The organism is Corynebacterium anserum, from assembly GCF_014262665.1.
GTDB classification, from domain to species: Bacteria; Actinomycetota; Actinomycetes; order Mycobacteriales; family Mycobacteriaceae; genus Corynebacterium; species Corynebacterium anserum.
This window is the reverse complement of the sequence record NZ_CP046883.1, coordinates 2,140,827-2,165,480: the sequence shown is the minus strand read 5'-3', so window position 1 is coordinate 2,165,480 and position 24,654 is coordinate 2,140,827. Positions and strand designations below refer to the sequence as shown.

Below are 24,654 nucleotides of genomic sequence, written 5' to 3'. Positions count from 1 at the left end.
CATTTTCGGTGATCTAGTAGGTGCTCGCCGAGGTGGGGGATTTTCTATCGTCGCAGGTCGAGTGGAAAATTTTTTCGAGCGGAAGCAGTGATGATCTACTATCCACCGAGCACAGGCGGAGGTGGTGACCACACCCCACTGGGGTACGCTGCGAATATGACTCCAGCTCGGAAGGATCGCTCGTCGCATCGCACATGGATGCCTCAGCGGCAGGCTCTCTACTTCGTCTTTTGTGGTGGCGCCTTGGGAGTGCTGCTTTCCACCGCGGTGCGCGCAGGTCTAGCTCCGTTTTTATCGACGCCGCTAGCCCTTGCTTTGGTGAACATCCTTGGCGCTTTCGCGCTGGGTTTCCTCGTGGGCAAAGTTCCGGACGGGACAAGTAATTACCGGAATTTTTTCGGCACTGGTTTTCTGGGAGGCTTCACGAGTTTTTCGTCGATAGCCGGAACACTAATTCCAAATTTCCCACGTGCGCTTCTGAACGGTAGTGCGGCGGTGAGTCCAGCCGTGGTATTCGGTCAAGCTGTGGCCGAATCCCCCGTTGGAGGAGCCGTGATAAATGGAGAAATCGACTCTGTTTTCAGAATGACCATGAGTAACACGATTGTCGCGGTGCTTGTCGCTTATGTGTCGCTAATCATCGGGATCGTTTGTGCAGGGGCAGGTCTACAGCTAGCGAACCGCACTGGAAGAAGTGGCCGCCTTAGTGAGCAGCCGGATGCGGAGGAGGGGATCCAGCGAGGGGATCGGCGTGGAATTCCTCCTGGGGTGCGGCTCGTCGACCAAAACGAAACGGTGCTGGACCATCGACGAAAGGACGCTGCACATGGGGATCGCTAATGTTGGAATAGCACTCGTGATGCTTGTGGGTGGTGGCGCCGGGGCTACGCTTCGTTTCCTGCTGGATCAGTATTTACAGAACGTTCACGGAATGTCACCTCTGCGTGCCGTAAACAGAATCAATGCCATCGGTACGTCCGTATTGGCGCTCGTTATAGTACTGACTGCTGAGGTTGCCCTCACGCGAGGTCGGGGCGATGCCGCCTATGTATGTGCCTTTTTCCTGGCGCTCACTGGGGGGTTTACGACGTTTTCTACCGCTATGGTCAATAGTGTCAAGGATTCCTCTAGCCTGAGCGAGGCATTTGCTAACCAGGCGATGAGTGTGCTGGTGAGCCTGGCAGGCTTTTTTGGAACATGTGCGCTGGTGTGGTGCGGGATAGAGCTCGGCGCTCTGCTCACCGGGAGATAGTGGGGTCTTGGGCGGCGGTATTGGGCGATTTCTATTTCTTCGCTGTCACCCAGATATCGATCTCGGCTTCTACTGGAGCATTACCTGAGGCATCTTTGTACTCGATAACCACGGTGACTTTCTGACCACCAGATTCTTTGGTGATCTGTGCGAAGTCGGGAAGCTCCGCTGTTGCTGTTGCTACCAGCCCGCCTTGGGATTTCGCGACGTACTTAGTGCGCATACCCATCGGCAACCATCGGTGGGTATTAGGGATCGATGCTTCGGCAAGCATGCCCATAGCGGTCTCGGCGGCATTGCAGGCAGCAATCGCATGGAATGTCTTGATGTGGTTGTTGACGCCAAACCATTTAGGCGCTTTGACCTGAGCGTACCCTGGGCGCATCTCGATGATGTAGGGCAGTATGGTGGCGAAATAGGGGGCTTTCATGCACACGCCGGCGGAGAATAACGCTTTGCCCCCGGGCTTGTTCGATAACTTTTGCCACATGGCATAGGTCGGCGAGGGGTTATTGTTGGCGTCGAAGCTAGAAGACATGAACACAACACTAGTCAAAGCAACGGCACTCGGAGACATGAACTCACAGCGCTCGAACCCGGCAGCATAAACACAAAAGCATGAATATAAAAAGCAGCTGCCCCCGGAGGAATAAAAACCGACGTGCGTATCGTTGACAACAGCAGGCTTAAAACAACTGCCAATACAATCGTCAACAGAGAGGTTTTCGGCATATGGCAACCGTCGAGATCACAGCACAGAACTTCAAAGAGACCATCGAGAAAGAGGGAATCACCATTCTGGACTTCTGGGCTGAATGGTGTGGCCCGTGTCAGCGATTCGGACCGATCTTTGAAAGGGCGTCCGAACAGAACCCGGGAGTGACGTTTGGCAAGGTTGATACAGAGGCAAACCAGGAACTAGCAGCTGCGTTGCGTATTCAGTCCATCCCGACCATCATGTTCTTCCGCGATGGGGTACTGCTGGAACGAGTATCGGGTCTCATCGGCGAAGGCGAGATTAAAGACCTGGTCACCAAGGCCGAGGCGCTAGACATGGACGCTGTTCGCACGCAGATTGCAGAGGCCCAAGCACAGGCTCAACAGCAATAATCGAGGATGTGCCGCCCATGCATTGAGTGAAGGGAAAGTCTACGCTGGGCGGTGTGCCGTGATCTGGCGCGGTACGTATAGGGAATTACCAACAAGGAGTCACCGCCATGGCTAACCCATTCTCCAAGGGCTGGAAGTATCTCATGCAGTCCCTCGATACGAAGATCGAGGAGAACGCAGATCCGAACGTTCAGATCGATCAGGCGGTGGAGGCTGCAAAGAAGCAGCATGCGGAGGTGACTAAGAGCGCTGCTGCTGTCATCGGCAACCGCAACCAGTTGGAGATGAAGATGCACCGTTTGCAGGAGGATGCTGGCACTCTGGCTGAGAATGCCCGAGCCGCAATCAAAAGAGCCGACGAGGCCACTGCAGCAGGTGATACCGCTAAAGCTCAAGAGTTTAACCAGACGGCTGAGGTGTTTGCGTCGCAGTTGGTCACGGTGGAACAGGAGCTATCCGAGACTAAAAAACTCCATGCTGGGGCTGTGCAGGCGGCGGAACAGGCCGAGGCACAACAAAAACAGTCCGAGATGCGGCTGCAGAAGCAAATGCAGCAGGTCACTCAGCTGCGTTCCCAGGTAGCGCAAACGGCAATGCAGGAATCTGTTGCACAATCCGTACAGCAGTTGAATGGTGTGTGCGCTGACGAGGATGTGCCGACGCTCGATGGTGTGCGGGATAAGATCGAGCAGCGCTACGCTCGAGCTCTGGGTGCTCAGGAGTTAGTGGAGAATTCTGTCCAGGGGCGGATGCAGGAGATCTCTCAGGCGGGACATGATATGAAGGCTAGTTCCCGTTTAGAGGAGCTTCGGGCTCAAATGGTTGAGGAAAAGAAGCAGCTGAACTCTGCTGATGGGCAGGATACCCACGGGAAGTAGCTGCTTTTCCGGTTGCCGTGATGGATTCACGGTCGTCGAGATGTTCTATCGCAATGTGTTCGGCGTGTACATCGGCCAGAATGCGTCCGGGATTAGCGGCCATGACGATCACCCTGTGGCCGAGGAGGATGGCTTCTTCAACGGAATGGGTGACGAAGATAATTGTTGGCTGATCCTGGTGCCATATACGAAGCAGTTCAGCTTGTAGCTGTTCCCGAGTGAACGGATCGAGGTCGCTGAAGGCTCGTCCATCAGTACCGTTTTGGGTATGCTCGCTAGGACTCTGGCGATTTGTGCCCGTTGTTGCATGCCGCCGGAGAGTTCATGGGGATAACGTTCGGCTGCATTGCTGAGGCCGACGAGGTCGAGAAGTTGTGTGGCCTTGTTCCGTTGGGCGTCGTGCAACTCCGTATCCTTAACGAATTCCGACGCCAACTGCACATTGTCGTGGACACTGAGCCACGGAAAGAGGGTCGGCTGTTGGAACACGACTCCTCTATCGGGTCCCGGTTCCGTGATGATGTGCTCGGTGAGGGACATGGTGGCCTTCGGTTCACGATGGAATTGTGAACCGGAACCAAGATCGGCATTTGAGCCGGTGCGTCGCGGAGAGGCCGCGGGAGAGTCCAGGACGGATACAGTTCCGTGAGACGGTGGGAAGAAGCCGGCGATGATCTTCAAAAGGGTGGATTTTCCGCAGCCTGACGGCCCGACGAGCGTCATGATTTGTCCCGGAGGGATGTCTAGGGTGACGTTGCGAAGGGCTTCGACGCGCTGTCCAGTATTCGTGGTGAAGGTTTGTCCTACGTTGTTGACTTTTAAGGTTGTGGTGGTTGCCATTGGTGTTCCTTTTATGCCTCAGCCGAGGCTGTTTTCTATCTGCCGTGTGTGGACGTTTTCTATCCGCCATATGTGACAGCGTGTGCGTAGTGTGCTTGGCCTTCCGGCTCGCCAATTTCCCCTTCCGAGTGGAGGAACTCTGCAGTGTGGAATAGAGCCGTTTTGACCTGTGCCAACGCCGTAGGTTGCTCACTTGCGGTATAAAAATGCGATCCGTCTAGTTGGGTACGTGCACTGTCTTCTGAGATGTTGGCTTGTGCTGCGATGGCCTTGACGAAGTCATCGGTATTGGTTTTGTATTGTGCCACTGCTCAGAAGTAGACCACATAGTCTAGTTTCGACTCCAGATATCCATTCATCGTGAATATTAAGTGGTTTATTTACGGGGAGCGGCGTAGATTTATTGCGCTAAATAGACAGAGAGGTCTATAAGTGATTTAGGCTAAAAGAATGGACCCAACAATGCAGCACGCTCATAGCGCTATCGCAGACTTCCGCTTGCCTACCAGCCCTATTGCATGCATTTACCACCAGATAAGAACCGCGCCGGGAATCGACCGATCCCATCTATCCCAGACATTGGGACTTTCCCAACCAACTGTCACGCGTCACGTTTCCGCTCTCATTGAGGCCAATCTAGTCGCACAGAGTTCTGCACCAGGGCGAGCATGGGGCGGTTTTGCATCAGGGCGCGCGCGGGAAGTCGCGCACAATGAGGAGCCGAACGGACGGAAGAAAAATGGCAGAATTCCCACCCTGTTGCATGCCACCGCTACACACATCCTCGCTATTGGAGTGCATGTGGGGGGTACGTTCAACCGCGTTCATTGCCGTCGATGGTGCTGGGCGAACGGCACGTCGCACCCGTATCGCCCTTGATATTCCGAGCCTTTCCTCGGAGGAGATATTATCCACACTCGCCCGTGAGTTGACATTATTCAGCGCGTTGCTTCCTCGCCCCATGAGCCTCGGTGTGTGTTTTCCGCCCATGTCAACGATGAGGGCGAGGTGACATCACCGATTTACGGGTGGGATCGAGTTCCTGCTGCAGCTAAGCTCACGGAGGTCTTTCCACATATCCCCCTCACCGTGTCTACCGGTGTGAGTGCGATGGCTGGCCATGAGCTGGCCACGCATGTGCTCTCCGCTGCGAGGGGCACCGGGCCGGATCGGGATTTTCGTTCCACGCTCTACTTCCACGCCCGTGATGTCATCTCCCATGCGTGGATTATCGGTGGACGGGTTCACCACCCCTACGTTGGCGGAGACTCCCTTGCCTTTCGCATGATTGCCGAGTCAGGTTCGTTGCCCTCTTTTCCCGACGCCATCCCTGTCTCCAATACGGCTCTTGTTCGAGCTGCGGCACAACGCGGCTTGGGGGAGTGTAAGGATTTTGAGGAACTTGTGAGTCGAGCGCGCAGGGATGAAGCTACCCGTGCCTTGCTTGATGAGCGAGCAGACTTGCTAGCAAAAGCCGGCTGGTCCCGGCATTGTCTTTGACGCAGCGCGCACCGTGGCGCTACATCGTTTTTGGAATGACCCATTGGGCGACGATGTGCATGGTGCGCCGAGCGGCAGGCAGGGTGGCGGAGGATAGATTCTTGTGTCTCGGTCAGGCATCGCAATCAGCTTGGGAACCCCATGAGCTAGGCATCATAACCAGCTTTTCACCACAATCAGCCCGTCATCACAACACGTTATTCACGCGCAGCCGCAGTGTCGTTACTGTGGATCTGTTTGGTGTGCAAAGCCACGATCCATCGGGCAATGGGTTCTATGTCGCGGTTGAGTCGTGCAGCGGTGGCGTCGAAAAAATCCTCGGAGCGCCCGATGGGATCAGGGCAATCGAAAGAGGCGGGATCGCCGGGAAGTGAGGGCAATGTGTGGAGGAGGGTGGAAAGATCCGGGATGTGCGCGACAGGATACGTGGTAGGAGAGGTGCCCTGGGACGCGGTGCCCTGTGGAGTGCTCTGAACGGCATTTTGCGGCTGGCCCCGAGTGGTGGTCCGAGCGGTGTCCTCAATAGTCGCCAGAGAATCGATCTGGGCATTGCCCTGCAGGAGGCGAAGAGATTCTGCCAAACGGCCGAGGACAACGGTTTTGTGTGTCATCGCGGGGCTGCGACGCACTACTTGCTGGCGATGGGCATCTGTAGCACAGAGAATGAGGTCCTGTTGGCGGGCAAGTCTCGGGGTGAGGAAGGTTGAGCGGAAGCCGCTTAAGGTTCGGTTAGTAGAAATAATGTGATCGTCAGTAAAGTCAGGCAGCCCCGGAGCAGAAGTGGCCTGATCGAGATTGGAAGAAGGCTGGTTGGAAAAGGCGAAAAGGGTGTGATCTGGGGTCGTAGATGGGAGCTGTTCTAGAAGGGTGCGTGCAGTCGATGGATGGATGGAAGTCCCGTTGGTGGCTTGGGTACCTGCACTGCAAATGGTGACGGCGTGTGCCACAGAGGGGGAGAGAGCGGCAAGCGCGTGACGCAGCTGAAGTTCGATATACGGGGAGCGGCACTGGTTCGCCGTGCAGACCGCCATAATCGATGTGATCATAGGGACAGTCTAATGGTGTAACGCAGGACTATGGAGTGAGCCGTATGGCGATACTATGGCCAGGAGTGGACGGCGAGGTAAACGAAAGACATCGTCAAATATGAACAAAATGTTACAGAAGGGGGGAATTTTGTTGCCCCCCTAGGGTTTCGTTTTCGTCTGGATTAAGGTTCATGCCAAGGAACCGTAAAACATATTTTTATACGTAGTGTCCCAGATACAACCCATATGGTGGCCGGTTGCAGAAAGCTTGCGAAAGCCGTACGGAAATACGCGCATACAGCCAAGAACCTGCAGAAACTCTACAACCACGTTGCCATAGCGCAAATAAAACCGAGGTAAACCTGCTGTGGAATTGAACCAGATCAAGACGTTCTTCAAGCAACGATGGCTCATCATTCTGCTTGTGGCCGTGGTATTTTGCATCGCGGGCGCAGCCTACGGCTTCACAAAGAAGCCGCAGTACAGTTCCAGCGGGACGCTATATGTCTCCGCAGCTGCTGAAAAAGGCGGCACGCTGAATCAGCTCCAGGCAGGACAAGCCGCACAGGCTATGACCGCTACCTACGCCGACCTTATTAACACGGGCGCAGTGGAGGAGCGTATTGCCGACAAGCTGGGCGACGGAACCACGGTCCAAGATATTCAACGCAGCGTGACAGCCAAGGCCCGTAAAGAATCAGTCTTGATCGACATCACAGCAACCGGTCAGGATCCTCAGGACGCTCAGCGCTTGGCTGATGCTTCACTCGAGGTCATGGGTGCATATGTGTCTGAGATTTCGAGGAATGGTGCGTCGGAGGACGACAAGGCCGATGCGGACCAAACCTACTACGTCTACGAAAACGGTGAATTCACCGTAGCCCCCAAGAAGTCGAAGAAAGAAGGAAAGTCCGCGTTCTACGCGGAAAAGCTCAACGTTCCACAGGTTCCCACAGCGCCCAGTGGCCCAAGCGGATGGTCCTATGCCGCCGGCGGGCTGCTCCTTGGATTGATCCTCGGTTTCTTCCTCGCACTTATTATTCACTTTGCGGATCGGCGCCTGCGCACCCCCGAGGATGTCGATGCCATTGTTGATCTCCCCCTGCTGGCTACCGTTCCTGAAGATGCCACTTTGAAAGACAAGAAATTGGCCGACTTCGAGTCTGGCTATTCACGTACCGCCGAGGCCTATCGTGAGATGGCTGTCAACCTCAGCTACATGGGCATCGACAAAGATTCCAAAACTGTGATGATCACATCGCCGGACGCAGAATCCGGTAAGACCGTCACCACAATTAATGCCGCATCAGCACTAGTCGAGGCAGGCCACAAGGTAATCGTCGCAGAACTCGATCTGCGACGCCCTAAGGTGGCTGACTACCTCGGTATTGAACAAGGCCGCGGCTTGTCTAACCTGCTCAACTCCGACATGACAACTCAGGACGCAATCATCACCCGAGATGATGGTTTAAGCGTCTTGCCTGCCGGTAATAGCCTGCCTAATCCCACGGAGATCCTTTCTTCTCACAGGCTTGAGGTATTGCTCAATGAACTGAAGAGAGACTTTGATTACGTTGTGCTGGACACCTCGCCCGTACTCGTCGCTGCCGATGCGGTTGCTGTTGCCAAGCACGTCGACGGCACGGTCATCGTGGTGAATGCCGGTAAGACTTCCCAAGACCAATTGGTGAAAACAGTCTCCGCATTGGAAAAAGTAAAAGCACCAATATTCGGCATTCTTCTAGGACGCGCGAAGCTCCGGGCGAAGAAGTCTCACTACAATTACCAGCCAGAACCTCAGGGTTCAAAGGCATAATCGGGCTGAGGAGCAATGAGTATATACAGCAAGCTCAAAGAGCAGGCGAAGAGCACCGCTCCGCGGGGGATTATCCGCCTCGCAAAGGCAGTTCGGGGACGGTATCTCAGCGTGCGTGACCGCGACACCGTGCTCCGTCGGATCATGGCTGCCGACAGAGCCAGCGTGGAAGCAGCTCACTTAGGTGATGTGGAAAAAACAGGAATGACGGTTATCGCCTCGACAGGCATGTCGAACATCGGAGACCAGGCGATGCTCGATTCCATCATGGCTAATACCCCAGGCTCCATTGAAGTGGGGGTGAAAGCTGAGTCGACTTACCGTATTCCCGCCGGTGTGAAGACTTTCGACGCCACTTCTCTCATCTACGGCTCTGGCTCCGCTAGGCGGAAGGCTCTCGGGGTATGGGTGGAATCTCTGCGCAAAACAGGGCGTTTGGGAATTGTTGGAGCTGACATAATCGACGGGGGATATCAGCGTGGTGTTGCGGTCAAAAGTTGGTCACTAGCCGCTGCTGCAGCACATGCTGGAATTGATACCCGTATTTTTGGTTTTTCCTGGGGGGAGAACGTCGACCCATTGGTTATCGATGCGGCACGAGCGGCATTGGAAGCCGGTGTGCGGGTGATTGTTCGCGATTCCGTGAGCGCTCGCAGGTTTGCCAAGGACACGGGCTTAGAGCCCATTTTTGGTGCGGATATGGTGTTCTCACTGGATTGGGAGTCAGAGCCCGAACCCCCTGTAGCGGTGACATCTCCTTACGTGCTGGTCAACGTCTCCGGGCTTATTGCGTCGCGTATGGATATCTCCGACGACATGCTCAGGGTTTGCTCCGAGTGTGCACAGCGTGGGCGCACGGTGGTTTTGGTTCCTCACGTGGCTAATGTCGGCGGTGATGACATAGCAGCAATCAACGCATTTACCGAGAAGCTAGATGAAGCGAATATTGACTATATCGCGTTAGACACGCTGTATTCCCCGGCACAGATCGCCATGCTGGCTCGAGAAGCTGATTGTGTGGTGACGGGGCGCATGCACCTAGCGATTTTGGCGATGAACCAGCTCACGCCAGCAGTGGTGCTCGCTACGCACGGCAAGGTTGAGGGACTACTTACTGACGTCGGGCTTCCCAGTTACGCCGTGAACCCTGAGCCTGGTTGCGGTGAGGCTCTCGAAGTCGGTATTGCGGATGCTATGGATCACACCGAAGAGCGGACTGCCCAGCTACGCAAAGGTGTGGGTCTGTTGAGGCAACGCTCGCAAGAAAACTTTGTCGGTGTGTGTTGATGCGATGGTGCTGGTTCCTCACCGCGTGGTGGTGTCCATCTTTTCAACCTTCGACGCCGCCCATTTCTCCAACCGCGATATAGGTGGCAGGGACAATGACTATGAACTCTGTTCTTAAACCCCGGCGAATACCCCGGGGCGTGGAGGCTGCTCCTGTCGATTCTGTTGATGAGAGCAGACGCACCGCTAGCAATGACCGGACGGGTGTGATGTGGTCGTTGTTCCGTATCACCATTGGCCTTGTCACCACGATGATCATATTCGCCGTTCCGCTGTGCGTGTTTCCTAGTCGGTTCGGTCTTATCTCGGCGGCTTTCGCGCTGCTATTCATCCTCGGCCTGGGAGTGGTCATTGCAATGGTGGACATGCCTACGGTGGTGGCCTCCGCAGTATCGGCCGCATTATTGCAGAACACTTTGTTGGGACTGTTCCACGGGAACGATGGCGAAGTGGGAATCGTTGTCAATGAGGCGAAGACGATCCTTGTCGCAGCTGTTGCGTTGGTGGTGTTTTATCGACATGGGTGGAGGAGCAGAGGCAACCGTTGGCTGCTCGCCATACTCGCCGTGTACGCGGTGGTACTAGTTGTGCATAATGCTGGTTTTAACAGCAGTTTTGTAGCGAATGCTCGCAACTTTGCCCTACCTATTGCCCTACTTGTGGTTATTGCCTTGAGCGACCCCGTGCGTGATCTCGGCGGGCAACTCTACTCCCAATGGCTTGTGGGAGTGACAGCCGCCATTCTCTTAGTGGGGTCGCTGGGGGAATTGTCCATGGGGACTGAGGCGTGGCGTCATTTTCTCCATGCAGACGCTCTTCCAGGACTGAATTCCTTGTCGGAGACGACGGTTTTTGCAGGTTTTGAACTGAGCCGTGTCGGTGGTTTTCTCATGGAGCCGGTCACAGCCGGTTACGTCGCCACATTCGTTGTGCTTCATGGAGCCATTATCTTCATGCGTGCTGTGCGGACGAGGCAATGTACACGGGGCATTGTTCTTTTCAGCTTCTTTGTGGTGGTATCTGGCTTTAGCGTAATCATCTTGGCTTCTACGAAGAACAGTTTGCTCATGATCGCCGCTGGTGTGGTGAGCTATGTTTTTTCGTGCGTGGGGTGGAGCAAACTATGGGCGTTCATCTGTTCTATCGCTTTTGGAATTGGGGCTACTTTTGCGTACACCACTGCTGTTCAAGGCATTGGTTATATTCCGGCTGCTCTCGCGGACCCCGTGGGTGCTTCGGGTGGGGAGAGCACGTCGATTCACAACGCTGGTTTACTAAGCGGCATCTATTCATTGGCGTCGTCCCCCCTGGGGCACGGAGTGGGTAGTGGTGGCAACTTCTACCGCCTGTATAACCCTGATATCTCTCCGCGCGACTGGTTGGGATCCGGCGGGGAGAGCGCTGTGGGTACCTATTTGTATCAGCTTGGATTGCTGGCCGTCTTGTTTCTCAGCGTCATGACTTTTGTGGTGTTGCCCCGTCTCACGGAGGAGGCGACGGCGGTTCTTGCTGCCTTCGCCACGGCTTCCTTCTTTGCCGAGTCGCTTTTTGGAGCTCCGGTGGCTATCCCCGCTCTTTTCTTCATCGGTCTCTTGTGTGGATTGGCGCCTGTGCGCACGGCGACAACGGCCGGGAAAAAGATCTTCTGGGCTGGTGGTGGAGGCAAAAACGACAGCGCCTTACGGCCGCGGAGCGCGATTCGCAGCCGCTGAGGCGCTTAGTCTCACAGGCCCCGCTGTTATAGTTTCATAAAAATGACTTCGCGCTCCAGAGCATAGAGTTCGACATAGAGTTCGCGGTCGAAAAGGAAAGCGATAATCACATGAGCGTTACGTCAGTAGCTCGCCTTCTGCAGCAATTCAACCTCCTCACCGTGGATAGGTCGAGTTCCAAAGCAGAAATACTAGGTCGCCCGGTGTTTCCGGGTACTGCAGCCGAAGCTGTATCTCTTTTTCTGTCAGAAACACCCAGTACACCCAAGCTGGTCATCACACCCAACGTCGATCACATTAATCGCCTGGTGCTCGACGCACAGTGGCGGGAAGTTTTTCAGACAGCCGAGATATTGCTCACGGATGGCAAACCCGTTGAGATTCTTTTGAAAAAGCTAGGCGCAGACAATATCCACAGAATCACCGGTGCGGACCTTCTTCCTCGCGTCGCGACAGCGGCGAGGGGAACGGGAAAGCGCATTGCCGTGGTAGGCGGCCGCGACGACGTGAGGCAACAGGCGATAGCCAACCTCACAGAAAGCAACGGGCAAGAGCTGGACATCGTTGGCGTATCGGTCCCCTTCGCACCGGGCGGCTTCGATGAAGCGGCGCAACGCATCGTGGAGTTGCAGCCGGATATCGTTTTTGTGTGCTTGAGCTCCCCGAAACAAGAGCAGTGGGTCGAGGACTTCCGCGAGGTACTCCCCGGAGCGTGGTACATCGGATCCGGTGCTGCGGTGGACTTCGCTGCTGGAGAGGTTGAACGTGCCCCTGAATGGATGCAAAACCTTAGTCTCGAGTGGGTTTATCGCTTAATGAAGGAACCGAAGCGACTGGCTTATCGGTATGTGGTGGTCGGCCCTCTGTTTCTCGGCGTGATCGCAAGTGCCATGGCTCACAGACAGCGCGTGGGAAAATAGGTCATGGCGAAGCGTTTTGAACTTCTTGATGCACTTCGCGCATGTGCTGTGCTGCTGGTGGTGGTCTCGCATGCGGGTGCGGGAAACTTGGTGCCGGGAGGAGCGGGCGTTACCGTTTTCTTCACCATTTCGGGCTTCATCATTACCTATGTGGTGATGAGGGAATACGAAAAGACGAACGGTTTCGACGTAAAACTTTTCTATGTTAAGCGTTTACTGAAACTTCTACCGCCGCTTGTTGTCTGCATTGTCATCCCCACGCTCCTCTATGGTGTTGCGCATCGGGAGGTCTTTGGCCCACTACTGGCGCAGATTTTCTTCGTCTATAACTGGTTTGCTGCCTACTCCTTCGAGGGCGGACTTCCCGGATCCCATGTGACATGGAGCCTGGGCGTGGAAGAGCAGTTTTACATTGGCTTTGCAATCATCTGGGTGGTGTTGATCCGTGGGCAGAGGGCTCGGCGCAACCTGTTCTGGGTCGCGACGGTAGTGGCGTTATTCTCCTTAATATTGCGCATCGTTTTGGCTTATCAGGGAGCAGGATTCGATCGCCTCTACTACGCCACCGATGCTCGTCTGGATAGTATTTCCATCGGCATCGTTGCTTGCTTGTTGGTGATGCGTCGGAAACAGAAACAGAGCAGTGCAGACAGAGAAAAACCACACGACGAGGCCACACAAAAACAAGGCAACGAAACGCAGAGCCGCATAGATGAGTGGAGGCAAGACAGCATCGTCACTGAGCAGAGTCCTGCGCACGCCATGGGGGATTCATGCTCAGGAAGTTCGTGGAGACGCTTATCCCTACTTTTCATGGGCGTGGCTATTTTCGTGCTTGCCACCGCTCCGCGCAGTGCCATCTGGCAAGACACAGGCCGCTACTTTTTCCAGTCACTGGGCATTGCAATGATCATCGCCTACAGCTTCTTTCCAACGGCCGACGCGGTGGGGGATGTGATGGAACGCCTGTGGTCGCTGAAGTGGATTCAGACGGTGGGACGTGCCAGCTATTCGATTTACCTGGCGCATCTTCCCACTGCGCTGCTTGTCATCTACCTTGTTCCGGCTTTGAACGATCTCCCGCTTGTCGTCCTTGTTGTCGTGAAAACCGCCATTGGCGTATGCGCCGGGTTGCTCGTGTGGACGTGGGTGGAAAACCCGATTGAAAGAGCTCGTCCGCGCATCGTAGCAAAGCTGGTAGGCCATCCCGTATAGCCGAGGGGTGCAGCAGACGTGGGGGCGCGGACTATTCCGCCGGTTCCGCTAGGCGCTGGATGAAGTGCTGGAACAGGAATACGGTGACGATGCGGTAGGTCAACCGTGCTACGAGAATACCGATCACACCGATGAGAGAGAAGAGCCCCAAACCCACGGTGAACATGATGAGCAATCCCACTAACGTCACCGGAAGTAAGTAGCGCGTTCCCTCGAGCATAACGAGGAAGCGCGTTTGTGCCATAACCTGGGTGGTTGGTATAGCAGCCAGCATCAGTATGCCTAAGTAGGAGGCGGTCGTCGCCACGGAGCTATGGACGGGAGCGAACAGGGACACTGCCTCGCTGATGGAGGCGAAGGGGATGAGTACAATGGTCATGCGGAGCAGCAGGGGGCGCATATCCGCATTGAAGCGGGTGCGAGCTTCAGCAAAAGATCCAATTCCAGCCAGCTGAGCCCACGAACCCATCTTTGGGAGTACTGATAATGAGTAGGCACCCTGGATGAATATGAAGGTGATCTTATCCGCTACATCGTAGAGCGTGAGAGATCCCGCTTGTTGTGTGGAAATAGCGGTGCGCTCAATGAGCACATTTCCTTGGGAGACACCGTTTGCCATGAACTGGCGGTAGAGGCCGTCTTCCGTGGCGTTCCGGGTGGGTTGTTCGTTGATAAGATGTCTTTCTTCTGTGTGGGGGGCGGCGTCTTCTGAGTGTGTGGCGAGGAAACGGCGAGTGATGAACGCCAGAATGAGGGTGCGAAGAATTTCGCCAGAGACATACGCAATGACTAGCGCAATACCGAATTCTGGACAAAGAAATACGAAGACGATGAGGAGAACATGGCGTAAGCCCTGCAAGGCTAGTGGGATGTGTGATTTTTCATTGAGGATCAGCACCGCCGCGTAGGTCGAGGCAACGCAGGTGACAAACACTCCGATGGCTAAGACGAAGATCCATACCGCTAAGGAGAGCGACACGGAGCGACTGAATAGGAACGATGTGGCGGTTATGATGGCCGTCAAAGTTGTGGCGATGGCGCCTTTGGGGAGCATGGTGCGGTTCACCGAGGAGATGGCATCCGCATAGGGAATTCCGTGGGCGCGGTTCCATGCCAGTTTGGCGACGCCATGGGATTCTGTCGCAACGGTGATCGCCGCAGTACCCACGATGCTCATCGTCAGTAGAGCGAGGATCTGATCCGATAATTGGGCGTCCATACGAAAAGCTAGGACGAGCGGCAGAAGAAAACCGGGTCCCAGCCCACACCCCATTGCTAAAAGCTGCCTCAATGCTTTAAATTTTTGGCTCACTAACGATGCCTTTCATTCCAATTTCTGCTCAGAGTAGTCTCTGGTGTGCAGTGACGCAGTATTTGTAGGCGCTATGTGAGGGGGCGAAGTGATGGGTTAAATGTAGGTTAAAGCTTCTTGACGGCAAGTTAAACTCACGTTTTTCGGAGTTATATTTACAGCGAAAGGCGCTGAGCTTCAGAATCCAACAAGGGCAGAGGGGAAGGAGCAAAAGACTGGTGCGTAGAGATTAGTTCGGAAGTCCAAGAAGTTTTCATGTCTGTACTATCTTGTTTTGAAACAAGAATTGGTGCACAAATTGGTAATAATTTCCGATAGGTATTTATTAATTCCGCCTCGCTCTATATTCTGAGCGCGAAGCAGGTATCCACAAGCGTCACTTCGCTGAAGTGAAACTTCTGGCTGACTACACGAGGGAAGTGCTCCGGTACCGCAGGTGCGTGCGCTTCCACACTGATCGATGAGCAAGTTCGATAGAGACGTGAATAATGAGCGATCATTCCCAATTTATTGCGCGTAGGTTCATTCCGCTGAACAAGCCTTTCGGCAGGCTTTTTAGCGCGAGCGAGACTAAGGCAAAGAGCCGTTCTGAGCGTAAGCCGAAGAGTATAGAATACGTCGATCGCCCTGCGGACTTCGATTGGTTCCCTCTGGACTTTTATCAGAAGAACTGGGCAACGTGGGATCGGCGCCGGCGACGATCGCTTTTCATGACCATCATGCAGGTGATGGACGCAGCGATCATCCTTGCAGCGTTTATCGTTTTGTTTATTCTTTATGCCACCGATGTTGCCCCTCAAGGCTATTTTGAGGATGACCTGATGCGGATACCACTGGTGTGGCGTTTTCTTATGGGTTTATGCATCCTGGCTCTGTGGATGCTGTTCCTCAGCACCACGCACATTTATGATGACGACGATGTTCACCGCGATCGCCTACTGGTGATCTACCGCATCACACGCGCTACCGCGATGGCCTACCTTCTGCCTTCGTTTGTGGGCGCCCTGTTCCGTTGGCAGTACATGCTCGATGTCTCCTGCGTCGTGCTGCCATTGGGACTGATCGGTATCTACATCTCGCATGTCGTGGCCGCTCCGTTACTGCGCAAGACTTTGCTCGGAGGGACTGGTCCGCGTGTGCTGGTCATGACCACCCGCAGTGCCTTTGAATCGCATGACAAGAAAGAGTGGGACGAGCTTTCAGAGAAGGGGAAAATCGTTGGCTTCATGTTCATTGAGGACTTTGAATCTGGCGTCATAGACCATGATGGGCAGGTGGTGGAAACTGCTCACTGGTTCAACGGCGATTCCCTCCGCAATTTAGATGTCGATGCCATCGTGGTGATGACGCCGGATAAACCATCGTCTGAACGCCTTCGTCGATTATCGTGGTCGTGTGCCCCACTAGGAGTATCGGTTCACCTTTTCCCCTCCATGCCGGAAATGAACCCCGCACGCATCCGTACCTCGCGTGTTCTGCGTGTACCTACCCTGAAAATACAGCCGCCCGGCAACATTGGCGCCAATGGCTTTGTAAAAAGAGCTGCTGATCTGGTGGGATCTTCTCTACTCATTTTGTTGCTGTCGCCGGTGCTCATTGTCACGGCCGTGGCAGTCAAGCTTTGCGATGGTGGACCGGTGTTCTACCGTGCGGAGCGGGTCGGTCGGAATGGAGAGATCTTCCGCATGTGGAAGTTCCGTTCTATGTGCGTGGATGCGGAGGAGAAGCTCGCGGAACTGGTGAAGCAAAACGGTGGTGAACAGCTCTTATTCAAGATGGAGGATGATCCTCGCATCACAAAGGTTGGAAAGTTCATCCGCCGTTTCAGCATCGATGAGCTTCCGCAGTTGTTCAATGTATTCGTGGGTGACATGGCGCTGGTTGGGCCTCGTCCCCCATTGAACCGTGAAGTTCGTTTTTATGACCACTATGCATGGTGCCGTATGACGGTGAACCCCGGTATGACTGGTCTGTGGCAGGTCTCAGGCCGTTCTAATCTCAGCCCAGAGGAAGCGATCTCATTGGACTTGTACTACACAGAAAACTGGTCTCTGGCACTAGATCTAGTCATCCTTATACGCACCTTCAGAGCGGTGTTTGGCAAGGTAGGAGCCTACTAGTTTCTCCACGACTATCCCCTACCCCGTCTGTACCCCGGTGGTGGTACGGGATTTGGTTTGCCTTATTCACGGAATAAAATGGTCTGGTTCTATGTAAACCGATGCGCTCCCTTTATGAGGAGTGAGTAAAGGAGTTCCATACCAGAATGAATGGATCGAAGGATTCCGACGGGACCCTTCAAAGCACTAGCTTTGAACATCATGAATCATGCGCCTCGCAGCACGGCGCCAAACACCAGAGCCGAGGTGTGACCCCAGCGGATTCTCGCCATTCTAAGCCGGGGTTCCTCATAGGTGTACTGGTAACTGCCGCTTTCGTGGTCATTTTGAACGAGACCACACTGACCGTCGCACTGCCGGTGCTCATGGGCGAATTCAGTATCGACGCCGATCAGGCGCAGTGGCTGACCACCTCATTCATGATCACCATGGCGGTCATCATTCCAACAACCGGTTTTGTCATGCAGCGCTTCACCCTGCGCGCGATTTACAGCTTCGCGCTGCTGACGTTCCTGGCGGGCACGATAGTGGCATCGTTTGCTCCGAGTTTCGTGGTGCTACTTTTCGCCCGCATTGTTCAGGCCTCCGGATCAGCGCTGGTCATTCCCCTGTTGATGACCACCATCATGCGCTTGGTTCCTGTGGAGCGCCGTGGTTCCGTGATGGGTTTTGTATCTGTTGTCATCGCGGTAGCGCCTGCGGTAGGGCCGACGTTCTCCGGTTTGGTGCTAGAGCATCTTGGGTGGCGTTGGATCTTCATACTGGTGGTTCCGCTGGTGTTGATTGCTTTGCTCGTGGGCGTGACGCAGGTGAAGAATTTTGAGAAACCATCCCGTCTATCCCTCGACGTTCTGTCAGTGCTTGTTTCCGCTGTTGGCTTTGCGGGAACGATCTATGGCTTGGCTGGAATGTCACAGCTGGCTGAGGGTGTGCCGTGGGATCGTGTCGTCATCTTGGTTGTGGCTCTGGCATTTTTAGGTGCGTTCTTTGCCCGTCAGAAGAAGATGGTGGCTGCCAATAAGCAACCGCTGTTGAACCTCACCCCCTTGGCTAACCGGGAATACAAGCTATCTTTGTGCCTTATGCTGATCAGCTTTTCCACGCTGTTCGGCTTCATCATTCTTATGCCGCTGTTCGGCCAAAATGTTTTGGGACTGAGCGAGTTGCAAACTGGCCTGGTTTCATTGCCGGGTGGTTTGTTGATGGGTCTGGCTGGCCCGTTTGTGGGCAAGCTTTACGACGCCAACGGTATCCGGGTTCTCATCATCCCTGGATCGCTCATGCTGCTCTTGGCCATGTGTGGGTTCTCTTCGCTCAATGAGCAATCGTCGGTGTGGCTACTGGTAGCCTGCACCATGGTGTTGAATCTCGGCGTGGCACTTATGCTCACCCCATTGATGTCCAACGCGTTGGCTGCCGTACCTCATGACTTGGCTTCCCACGGACAAGCTATTCTCAACACTTTCCAACAGGTCGCTGGAGGTGCGGGCACTGCAATCTTCGTGGCAGTAATGACTTTTGGGTCTGCTTCCTATGCCAAAGGTCATGTCGGGGTAAATGGGGTAGAGATCCTCAGCCACGGTATCCACGTTGCATTCCTGCTGGGCGTGGTGATCTCCATCATCGCGCTCTTGATAAGCGTTTTCCTGCGCTTCGACGTGTTGCGTGATGTGCCGAAGCGCCAGGCGGCTGAAAGCGCAGCTAAATAGGCAGCTTACGCAGGATCGGAAGCGGTAGATGTTTCAAGACCAGCATGATTGGGCGGAATAGAGGGTGAACCCAGATCACGGTCTTTTTGTTATCCACCGCTTTAGCGATGGCTTTGGCAACATCTTCCTTGTCTACGGTCAAGGGGGCGTCGTCGAGATCCTTCGTCATGTTCGTGCGCGCTTGACCAGGGCGGACGGTGAGTACATTCACTCCGGTTCCGCGTAATGCTTCGCCGAGCATGCGGTAGAAACCATCGGTTCCGGCCTTGGAAGAGCCGTACACGAAGTTAGAACGGCGTACCATCTCACCGGCGACGGAAGAGAAGACAACGATCTGGCCGTGCCCCTGTTTCTTCATCCGCTCGGCGGTCAGAACGCCAACGGACACAGCGCCGGTGTAGTTGACCTGGGCGGCCAAAACAGCGCACTTCTGGTTGGTCCACTGTTCCTCGTTATCGCCCAAGACGCCGAAAGCCACGATAGCGAGATCGATGTCACCCTGAGACCAGATCTCGTCGAACACGGCGGGGTGGGAGTCGAAATCAATGGCGTCGAAAGCGACGGTATCGATGGAAGAGGCACCTGCTCGTTCGAGACGAGATGTGGCGTCGGCTAAAGACTCGCCCTCGCGGGCAGCCAGAACAACGCGAGCCGGACCGCGGGAGAGAAACTCCTCGACAACAGCCAGACCCATGTCGGAGGCACCGCCGAGTAGCAAAATGGACTGTGGTTTACCACAAGCATTGATCATAAAAAACTCCTTTTGAACTATGGGGAAAACGCTGAATTATCCTCACTTGTAGGTTGACGCGCTCATCGTCAATGAGGAGGCCGAACGTATTCCCACAAGCTTTCGACTAAAGCTCCAAGCGGCGGGACATGTCTGACGCGAAGACGCCGGTGGGGTCAATTTCGCGACGCGTGCGCAACCAACCCTCCATACCCGGATACATCTTGTGGAAATTCTCCGCTGAGGTGCGAGATTCCTTGGCCAGGTACAGGCGACCACCGAATTCCATTACACGCTTATCCAAATCATCCAAGAATGTGCCCAACCCCGGCTTGATTGGGAAATCCACACAGACGTTCCAGCCGGGCATCGGGTAGCTCAGGGGAGCCCGATTACCTTCGCCGAAAAGCTTGAACACATTCAACGCCGAGTAATGGCCAGACTTTTGGATATCTTTAATAATCTCCTTGAAAGGTTCCACCGCGTCTGTTGGCACGACGAACTGGTACTGCAGGAAACCCTTAGAACCATAGCCACGGTTCCACTCACCGATCAGATCTAATGGTTGATAAAACTGGGTGAGGTTTTGTACCTGATTCTTATAGGTGCCGGACTTCAGCCACCATAACTCGCCGATCGCGATCATCGACAGCTTGTTCATCGTGAACGATGGGAAAATGTCTGGAACTGTCATGAGCTGCGGAGCGTTAAACTTCAGCGGATTCTTCGCCAGCTTTGGATTTAATTCCTTGAGCTGGTCGAGCGTCGCTAGAGAACCACGGGAAATGGCTGCACGGCCGAGCTTCGGCTCGGGGGAGATAGCATCGAACCAGGCTGAGGAGTACGTGTAATTATGCTCCGAACCATCGGAGTGAAACTCCACAGTCTCATCTAAGTTCTGGGTTAAATCGCCATCCGCAATGAAGTAGGCGGTTTCGGTACGGGTCATCTTTATACGGGCGCGAAGAATGATGCCGGTCAAGCCCATGCCACCGACCGTCGCCCAGAACAGTTCGCCGTCCGGATCGTCAGCCGACCCCTCCGGTTCCAGATGCAGAATGCGCCCATCGGCTACCAGCAGCTCCATGGAAGCAACATGGTTGCCGAAGGAACCGGCGGAATGGTGGTTCTTTCCATGAATATCAGGCCCAATTGCTCCGCCGATAGTGACCTGCCGGGTGCCCGGCAGAACCGGAACCCAGAGGCCATAAGGTAGAGCTGCTTTCATCAACTGGTCGAGCGTCACTCCGGCATCAACGTCGACGATCGCGCTGTCTGGGTCGATGCTGTGGATATGGTTGAGCGCCTGCATGTCGATGATGAGGCCTCCACCGTTGAGGGCGGGGTCACCGTAACTGCGGCCCATGCCGCGAGCAATGACGCCACGTTTCAGATGATCGGGTTTGTCCGCGTTATCGTCTGCTACCTGAGCAACAGCGGCCGCGATAGTGTCGACATCCGGGGTGGAGAGAACCTCTGCGGTTGATGGTTGGGTACGTCCCCAACCCGTAAGGGTCTTTGTTTCAGTATGAATGCTGGTTTGCATCGTCATGCGTTCCACCCTAGTCCCGTTTTGCTTTGGCTTTTATTTTCAACGCGCGGGCAGCAAATGGGGCTCACGCGGATGACAGTGGCAACTGTACAGCGAACTCACGGCGACAAAGTTGTTGGGCAACAATGCCTTCGGATCAGTACAGATCCATCAGGTCACGAATGTCTTTCGGCAGGTCATCGACAGTTTCTATGGTTGGCCCATCCCAGTTTTTCAATGTGTCGGTGACATATCGACGCGTCGTGCTGTCCATAATGGGCAACTCTTGAGCAAAAAGACGAGTCATAAAGGGAGAGAGAGGTAGATTGGTGCGCTCGGCAGCCTCATAGGTGGAACTTTCCCCCACCCCTCCGATACGCACTGGTGCCGCGCGATTTTCGTCGTCCTTGTGGCTGCGCTTTAAGCGGGTGAAAAAATCGAAGACTGCCATGCTGTTGAGCATAGCCGCAGGGATGTGACCATGCTGCAGCACCACGACCTGGCGTCCTACCGTGCGACTAAACTGAACAGGGTTACTCTCTGACCTTCACGCTATTCAATGACCACAAAGCCAAAGGAGATACAGTGCCCGGAAAATCCGTGACTAGCACTGGCGCTGACACAAACGCCACGGGAAATGGCGGCACCGTCAACAACGCTGAGCCGCAGTGCCCGCATACCTCTGTGTTCTTTGATCCCATCATGGTGGTTGCAGTAGCCAGAAACGCGGATATGACTTCCAACTCCTCTGCATCCGATAGTGACAGTGATACAGGACCTATCGATCCAGAAAAGACCGTTGTGGTCTGGCAAGTGGAGACGGATCCAGCCGTTACCCTTGGTGACTTCTCCGGAGCGTGGGTCGTGACAGAAGAGGGAATTCAGGGATTTGCGGCGAACGCAGACTGGATCGACGAACGCCATGATCAAGCGAAGGTTCTCGCCACTCTCCTGCGTTATCCGGTACTCCCAGCAGAGGGCACCAGCGTGAAAGATATACGAGCGCTTATCGGTGACAACGATGCCGTCCAGATCATCGACAAAACAGCTACTGAGGAGGCAGCTCGAGTCGCTATCGAAGATGCAAAGAAGGAATTCGCTCGTCTCCAGCCTGATAAGAAACAACCGTCGTGGGGACAGATTGACAACATGGCTCCCGTCTCGGGCCACAGTGCAGAAGGGCATGATAAAGCCACTACTAGCGCAATTAATGCAGCCCTGGCGTCGGCTAGAGGATTGCGTGCCTGGCTACGGGCATGGCAGGCATTCGATAAGACACGGATCCGCCGTCTTGGGAAGGGGGATAGCGCGCACCTGGAGCCGCGGCCGGTACCGCTAGTGGAAGTTCGCCACAAGGAGCGTTATCGCAGTCTGTGAATCTCCTGGCATGTGAGCAAGAACTCGCACGTAAAACTTCCGGTTTCGACTCACAGCGGCGTAACCTAATCTGGTGGTTTATCCCCAGTGATGCGTCTGACGTTCAATGAGAACGCAGCTGCAGTGACAATGCCGTTGACCATAGACATAGCGAGAAACACGTGACCGACACTGCAACCTCGAGCGCCGACCCGCAGTTGGCGGCGCGAGTTTCTGCGAAAGCCCGTAGCAAGCGCATAGCTCGCCAGTTCATGCGCTTTGGCATCGTTGGTGCATCGGGCTTCCTCGTGAACCAAGCGGTGTTCATTGCATGCAAGAAGATCGCCGACGCCGGCTTTGATTTCCACGAGCTGGATGTGTTTGCCAATTTGGCCGGCACGCAGTTCAATATCCGCTGGTACCACGTCTTTTCTGTCGTGGCTTTCATCATTGCGAATCTCTGGAACTTTGTGTTGAATCGCTATTGGACTTTCGGTGGGGCTGAGAAACAAAAGTGGTGGATACAACTTCCGCAGTTCATGGCTGTGGGTGTCTTTGGTCTGATTATTACCCTTCTCGTCTCAACCGCGTTAGTGAACTCAGAATCGCCGGTTGCCTTGCCGGAACATATATTCGATGGCTCTACGGGACTGCGCACACGGGCGTACTGGGGTAACTTCATCGGCGTCATTTTGGCAGTGCCGGCAAACTTCCTCTTCAACAAACTCTGGACTTTCCGAACAGTCCGTGAGAAGCGCAACCGTACTTCAGGGAGGCTTTCGTAGACGATGACGGAGCCGACAACGACGGTAGATGATCATTCCGCTGCGCGGCGGCGCGCAGCCACTACCTTAAATACTGAGCTATTCCGCTTTATCCTGGTGGGCGGGTTCTCTGCCATCGTGGATTTTGGCTCAACCGCGGTCTTCACATTTCTCTTCAACTTCACCGACGGGTGGGCAAAAACCGGAGGCTTTATCCTTGGTACCCTCACGGCGTATCTCATCAATAGGCGTTGGACATTCCGAGCAGAACCGAGCGTCAGGCGTTTTCTCATCACCATGGCTACTTATGGGGTGACTTTTGCTGTGCAATGGACGCTCTATAACAAAGTGGGGCTGCCAGTTCTCACCGGCTGGGGGTGGGAACCATTCTGGGTGCGTTTCATTTCCTTCGTCTTTGCCCAGGGCGTAGCCACGGTGCTCAACTTCCTTATTCAGAAGTTCCTTATTTTCCGCACGTAGTGGGCGTGCCTTTGTGAGATTTGTTAGCCTCGCCTCCGCGAGCACCCTGCTTGGGCACTGAGCAGCGGGCACCCTACTTGGGTACTGAGCAGCGGGCACCGTGCTGCGGAAACACTGCCTGAAGAACCGGCGAAGCGAGTGTAGCTTCAGGGCCGATCGAAACGCTCATTGCGCCCCTGAGAGTGTAGCGCCAGCCACTGCTTGAACCCCCGAAGATCGCGCCGCTGCACGAGGAAGAACCAACCGAAGCGGGCATACTCCTGCAGTAATAACCTGCGCATACCGGGTTGGTTCATGATGTAACCACGGTTACGGTAGGTGAAATAACGCTTGAATTCATTATCCGGATACTGCGTGTGCATCTTTCCACCGAGGATCGGTTTGAACTCGTCGGAACCATCCGGATGCAGATAGGAAGTTGTTAAAGCCGTGCCGAACTTCAGACCAGAACGCACCAGGCGCCGGTGATACTCCACTTCATCGCCGCGTATAAACAAGCGATAGTCAGGCACGCCAATCACTTCCATAGCCTTGGCGCTGATCAGCGCTCCGTTAAACAGGGAAGCGATGCCTTCCAAGAAATCGCCCTGGAGTTCGGATAGGTGGCGTCGCCACACCAGACCCTGGCGCAAAGGAAACGCCAGGCGACCAGGTTCGTCGATGTTGCATACCACCGGCGAGACCTCATCCAGCTGGTGACGGTCAGCGACATCCAACAGAGTACCGAGGACGTGCTCGTCGGCGGGTCGTCCATCGTCATCGGCACACCACACAGCATCCGCGCCGAGGGTAAGAGCGGTGAGGAAACCAAGCGCAAAACCACCTGCACCACCGAGATTGGTTTTCGACGGTATATAGACCGAACGATCCCCGGCAACCTGCTCAACCAAGGTTTTGACCTGCGGATCCGCACCATTATCTACGACGATGATGTGGTCAACTCGTGCGCCTTCCTGGTTGGCAACTTGCCGCACACTCGCTCCCAGCAATTCCACGCGATTGTGGGTGACGATGACGGCGGCGATACTATCCGATCGGCTAAGTGGCATGCTTTTTATTGTGCCATCGTGGCCTGTGGCCTTGTGGATGGACTC

At 54.8% G+C, this 24,654-nt stretch carries 24 protein-coding genes and 1 pseudogene; 16 read left to right on the top strand and 9 right to left on the bottom strand.

The genetic code is table 11. The annotated features are described in order from the left end of the window. Window positions 1-90: 90 nt before the first annotated feature. On the top strand, window positions 91-840 hold the full coding sequence (locus GP473_RS09650) for a CrcB family protein (protein ID WP_313770455.1): 750 nt from the start codon (window positions 91-93) through the stop codon (window positions 838-840). Further along, window positions 827-1,252 (top strand): FluC/FEX family fluoride channel, encoded by a 426-nt coding sequence (locus GP473_RS09160; protein WP_185770546.1) that lies wholly within the window; start codon window positions 827-829, stop codon window positions 1,250-1,252. Before GP473_RS09650 ends, GP473_RS09160 begins: the two co-directional genes overlap by 14 nt. A 31-nt stretch (window positions 1,253-1,283) precedes the next feature. Here GP473_RS09160 and GP473_RS09155 read toward each other — a convergent pair whose 3' ends face one another. Continuing rightward, entirely contained in the window at window positions 1,284-1,790 is a 507-nt protein-coding gene (locus tag GP473_RS09155; protein WP_185770545.1) for a hotdog fold domain-containing protein, read from the bottom strand. A 182-nt stretch (window positions 1,791-1,972) separates the two neighbouring features. Between GP473_RS09155 and trxA the strand changes: the two are divergent. Together trxA and GP473_RS09145 are read left to right on the top strand one after the other, a co-directional pair. Next, window positions 1,973-2,362, top strand: a pseudogene (gene trxA, locus GP473_RS09150) (thioredoxin); the annotation flags it as partial. Window positions 2,363-2,469: 107 nt separating this feature from the next. Continuing rightward, window positions 2,470-3,240 carry a PspA/IM30 family protein gene (locus GP473_RS09145; protein ID WP_185770543.1) on the top strand — a complete coding sequence of 257 codons (771 nt, stop codon included), beginning with the start codon at window positions 2,470-2,472 and terminating at the stop codon, window positions 3,238-3,240. Window positions 3,241-3,348: 108 nt separating this feature from the next. On the opposite strand, the gene GP473_RS09140 is transcribed toward GP473_RS09145, so the two are convergent. Beyond that, entirely contained in the window at window positions 3,349-4,080 is a 732-nt protein-coding gene (locus GP473_RS09140; protein WP_246394793.1) for an ABC transporter ATP-binding protein, read from the bottom strand. Between the two features lie 59 nt (window positions 4,081-4,139). Further along, a complete protein-coding gene (locus GP473_RS09135; RefSeq protein WP_186276893.1) occupies window positions 4,140-4,388 on the bottom strand; it encodes a hypothetical protein in 249 nt (82 codons plus the stop codon). A 142-nt stretch (window positions 4,389-4,530) separates the two neighbouring features. Here GP473_RS09135 and GP473_RS09130 point away from each other — a divergent pair, with 142 nt between their 5' ends. Further along, window positions 4,531-4,959 (top strand): MarR family transcriptional regulator, encoded by a 429-nt coding sequence (locus GP473_RS09130; RefSeq protein WP_186276892.1) that lies wholly within the window; start codon window positions 4,531-4,533, stop codon window positions 4,957-4,959. A 96-nt stretch (window positions 4,960-5,055) separates the two neighbouring features. Then, complete coding sequence (locus GP473_RS09125; RefSeq protein WP_186276891.1) at window positions 5,056-5,580, top strand: ROK family protein; 525 nt, start codon at window positions 5,056-5,058, stop codon at window positions 5,578-5,580. Between the two features lie 197 nt (window positions 5,581-5,777). Here the strand turns inward: GP473_RS09125 and GP473_RS09120 are convergent, their stop codons facing one another. Beyond that, window positions 5,778-6,626, bottom strand: coding sequence for an arsenate-mycothiol transferase ArsC (locus GP473_RS09120; protein ID WP_186276890.1), 849 nt, complete (start codon window positions 6,624-6,626; stop codon window positions 5,778-5,780). A 349-nt stretch (window positions 6,627-6,975) separates the two neighbouring features. On the opposite strand from GP473_RS09120, the gene GP473_RS09115 reads away from it, so the two are divergent. The 5 genes from GP473_RS09115 to GP473_RS09095 all read left to right on the top strand — a co-directional run bounded on the left by GP473_RS09115 (window position 6,976) and on the right by GP473_RS09095 (window position 13,558). Continuing rightward, a complete protein-coding gene (locus GP473_RS09115; RefSeq protein ID WP_185770537.1) occupies window positions 6,976-8,424 on the top strand; it encodes a tyrosine-protein kinase domain-containing protein in 1,449 nt (482 codons plus the stop codon). Window positions 8,425-8,439: 15 nt separating this feature from the next. After that, window positions 8,440-9,711, top strand: coding sequence for a polysaccharide pyruvyl transferase family protein (locus GP473_RS09110; RefSeq protein WP_186276889.1), 1,272 nt, complete (start codon window positions 8,440-8,442; stop codon window positions 9,709-9,711). 95 nt (window positions 9,712-9,806) lie between these two features. After that, window positions 9,807-11,423: a hypothetical protein gene (locus GP473_RS09105; protein WP_186276888.1), complete on the top strand. Its 1,617-nt coding sequence runs from the start codon at window positions 9,807-9,809 to the stop codon at window positions 11,421-11,423. A 110-nt stretch (window positions 11,424-11,533) separates the two neighbouring features. Then, window positions 11,534-12,343 (top strand): WecB/TagA/CpsF family glycosyltransferase, encoded by an 810-nt coding sequence (locus tag GP473_RS09100; protein ID WP_185770534.1) that lies wholly within the window; start codon window positions 11,534-11,536, stop codon window positions 12,341-12,343. Window positions 12,344-12,346: 3 nt separating this feature from the next. Next, window positions 12,347-13,558: an acyltransferase family protein gene (locus GP473_RS09095; RefSeq protein WP_186276887.1), complete on the top strand. Its 1,212-nt coding sequence runs from the start codon at window positions 12,347-12,349 to the stop codon at window positions 13,556-13,558. 31 nt (window positions 13,559-13,589) lie between these two features. On the opposite strand, the gene GP473_RS09090 is transcribed toward GP473_RS09095, so the two are convergent. Further along, entirely contained in the window at window positions 13,590-14,870 is a 1,281-nt protein-coding gene (locus GP473_RS09090; RefSeq protein WP_186276886.1) for a hypothetical protein, read from the bottom strand. A 488-nt stretch (window positions 14,871-15,358) separates the two neighbouring features. On the opposite strand from GP473_RS09090, the gene GP473_RS09085 reads away from it, so the two are divergent. Together GP473_RS09085 and GP473_RS09080 are read left to right on the top strand one after the other, a co-directional pair. Further along, window positions 15,359-16,990 carry a sugar transferase gene (locus GP473_RS09085; RefSeq protein WP_185770531.1) on the top strand — a complete coding sequence of 544 codons (1,632 nt, stop codon included), beginning with the start codon at window positions 15,359-15,361 and terminating at the stop codon, window positions 16,988-16,990. Window positions 16,991-17,307: 317 nt separating this feature from the next. Continuing rightward, window positions 17,308-18,699: an MDR family MFS transporter gene (locus tag GP473_RS09080; RefSeq protein WP_246394788.1), complete on the top strand. Its 1,392-nt coding sequence runs from the start codon at window positions 17,308-17,310 to the stop codon at window positions 18,697-18,699. Here GP473_RS09080 and dprE2 read toward each other — a convergent pair. From dprE2 to GP473_RS09065, 3 genes are all read right to left on the bottom strand, one after another. After that, on the bottom strand, window positions 18,692-19,450 hold the full coding sequence (dprE2, locus tag GP473_RS09075; RefSeq protein ID WP_185770529.1) for a decaprenylphospho-beta-D-erythro-pentofuranosid-2-ulose 2-reductase: 759 nt from the start codon (window positions 19,448-19,450) through the stop codon (window positions 18,692-18,694). The two genes, GP473_RS09080 and dprE2, sit on opposite strands and share 8 nt — an antisense overlap. Before the next feature lie 106 nt (window positions 19,451-19,556). Further along, window positions 19,557-20,981 carry a decaprenylphosphoryl-beta-D-ribose oxidase gene (gene dprE1 / locus GP473_RS09070; protein WP_281381120.1) on the bottom strand — a complete coding sequence of 475 codons (1,425 nt, stop codon included), beginning with the start codon at window positions 20,979-20,981 and terminating at the stop codon, window positions 19,557-19,559. Window positions 20,982-21,117: 136 nt separating this feature from the next. Beyond that, window positions 21,118-21,411 (bottom strand): hypothetical protein, encoded by a 294-nt coding sequence (locus GP473_RS09065; RefSeq protein ID WP_221891942.1) that lies wholly within the window; start codon window positions 21,409-21,411, stop codon window positions 21,118-21,120. A gap of 149 nt (window positions 21,412-21,560) precedes the next feature. Between GP473_RS09065 and GP473_RS09060 the strand changes: the two genes are divergently transcribed. The 3 genes from GP473_RS09060 to GP473_RS09050 all read left to right on the top strand — a co-directional run bounded on the left by GP473_RS09060 (window position 21,561) and on the right by GP473_RS09050 (window position 23,560). Continuing rightward, the gene (locus tag GP473_RS09060; RefSeq protein ID WP_186276884.1) at window positions 21,561-22,337 is read left to right on the top strand and encodes an N-acetylglucosamine-6-phosphate deacetylase; all 777 of its coding nucleotides are present in this window, start codon (window positions 21,561-21,563) and stop codon (window positions 22,335-22,337) included. 251 nt (window positions 22,338-22,588) lie between these two features. Beyond that, complete coding sequence (locus tag GP473_RS09055) at window positions 22,589-23,101, top strand: GtrA family protein (protein WP_185770799.1); 513 nt, start codon at window positions 22,589-22,591, stop codon at window positions 23,099-23,101. A gap of 3 nt (window positions 23,102-23,104) precedes the next feature. Next, a complete protein-coding gene (locus GP473_RS09050) occupies window positions 23,105-23,560 on the top strand; it encodes a GtrA family protein (RefSeq protein WP_186276883.1) in 456 nt (151 codons plus the stop codon). 146 nt (window positions 23,561-23,706) lie between these two features. On the opposite strand, the gene glfT1 is transcribed toward GP473_RS09050, so the two are convergent. Further along, window positions 23,707-24,609 (bottom strand): galactofuranosyltransferase GlfT1, encoded by a 903-nt coding sequence (gene glfT1 / locus GP473_RS09045; protein ID WP_185770526.1) that lies wholly within the window; start codon window positions 24,607-24,609, stop codon window positions 23,707-23,709. Window positions 24,610-24,654 lie beyond the last annotated feature (45 nt).

Bases quoted from the DNA above. Each gene is read 5' to 3' on its own strand.
- GP473_RS09650 (WP_313770455.1), top strand. From the start codon at position 91: ATGATCTACTATCCACCGAGCACAGGCGGAGGTGGTGACCACACCCCA.
- GP473_RS09160 (WP_185770546.1), top strand. From the start codon at position 827: ATGGGGATCGCTAATGTTGGAATAGCACTCGTGATGCTTGTGGGTGGT.
- GP473_RS09155 (WP_185770545.1), bottom strand. From the start codon at position 1,790: ATGTCTTCTAGCTTCGACGCCAACAATAACCCCTCGCCGACCTATGCC.
- GP473_RS09145 (WP_185770543.1), top strand. From the start codon at position 2,470: ATGGCTAACCCATTCTCCAAGGGCTGGAAGTATCTCATGCAGTCCCTC.
- GP473_RS09140 (WP_246394793.1), bottom strand. From the start codon at position 4,080: ATGGCAACCACCACAACCTTAAAAGTCAACAACGTAGGACAAACCTTC.
- GP473_RS09130 (WP_186276892.1), top strand. From the start codon at position 4,531: ATGGACCCAACAATGCAGCACGCTCATAGCGCTATCGCAGACTTCCGC.
- GP473_RS09120 (WP_186276890.1), bottom strand. From the start codon at position 6,626: ATGATCACATCGATTATGGCGGTCTGCACGGCGAACCAGTGCCGCTCC.
- GP473_RS09110 (WP_186276889.1), top strand. From the start codon at position 8,440: ATGAGTATATACAGCAAGCTCAAAGAGCAGGCGAAGAGCACCGCTCCG.
- GP473_RS09105 (WP_186276888.1), top strand. From the start codon at position 9,807: ATGACTATGAACTCTGTTCTTAAACCCCGGCGAATACCCCGGGGCGTG.
- GP473_RS09100 (WP_185770534.1), top strand. From the start codon at position 11,534: ATGAGCGTTACGTCAGTAGCTCGCCTTCTGCAGCAATTCAACCTCCTC.
- GP473_RS09095 (WP_186276887.1), top strand. From the start codon at position 12,347: ATGGCGAAGCGTTTTGAACTTCTTGATGCACTTCGCGCATGTGCTGTG.
- GP473_RS09085 (WP_185770531.1), top strand. From the start codon at position 15,359: ATGAGCGATCATTCCCAATTTATTGCGCGTAGGTTCATTCCGCTGAAC.
- dprE2 (WP_185770529.1), bottom strand. From the start codon at position 19,450: ATGATCAATGCTTGTGGTAAACCACAGTCCATTTTGCTACTCGGCGGT.
- dprE1 (WP_281381120.1), bottom strand. From the start codon at position 20,981: ATGACGATGCAAACCAGCATTCATACTGAAACAAAGACCCTTACGGGT.
- GP473_RS09065 (WP_221891942.1), bottom strand. From the start codon at position 21,411: ATGGCAGTCTTCGATTTTTTCACCCGCTTAAAGCGCAGCCACAAGGAC.
- GP473_RS09055 (WP_185770799.1), top strand. From the start codon at position 22,589: ATGCGCTTTGGCATCGTTGGTGCATCGGGCTTCCTCGTGAACCAAGCG.
- GP473_RS09050 (WP_186276883.1), top strand. From the start codon at position 23,105: ATGACGGAGCCGACAACGACGGTAGATGATCATTCCGCTGCGCGGCGG.
- glfT1 (WP_185770526.1), bottom strand. From the start codon at position 24,609: ATGCCACTTAGCCGATCGGATAGTATCGCCGCCGTCATCGTCACCCAC.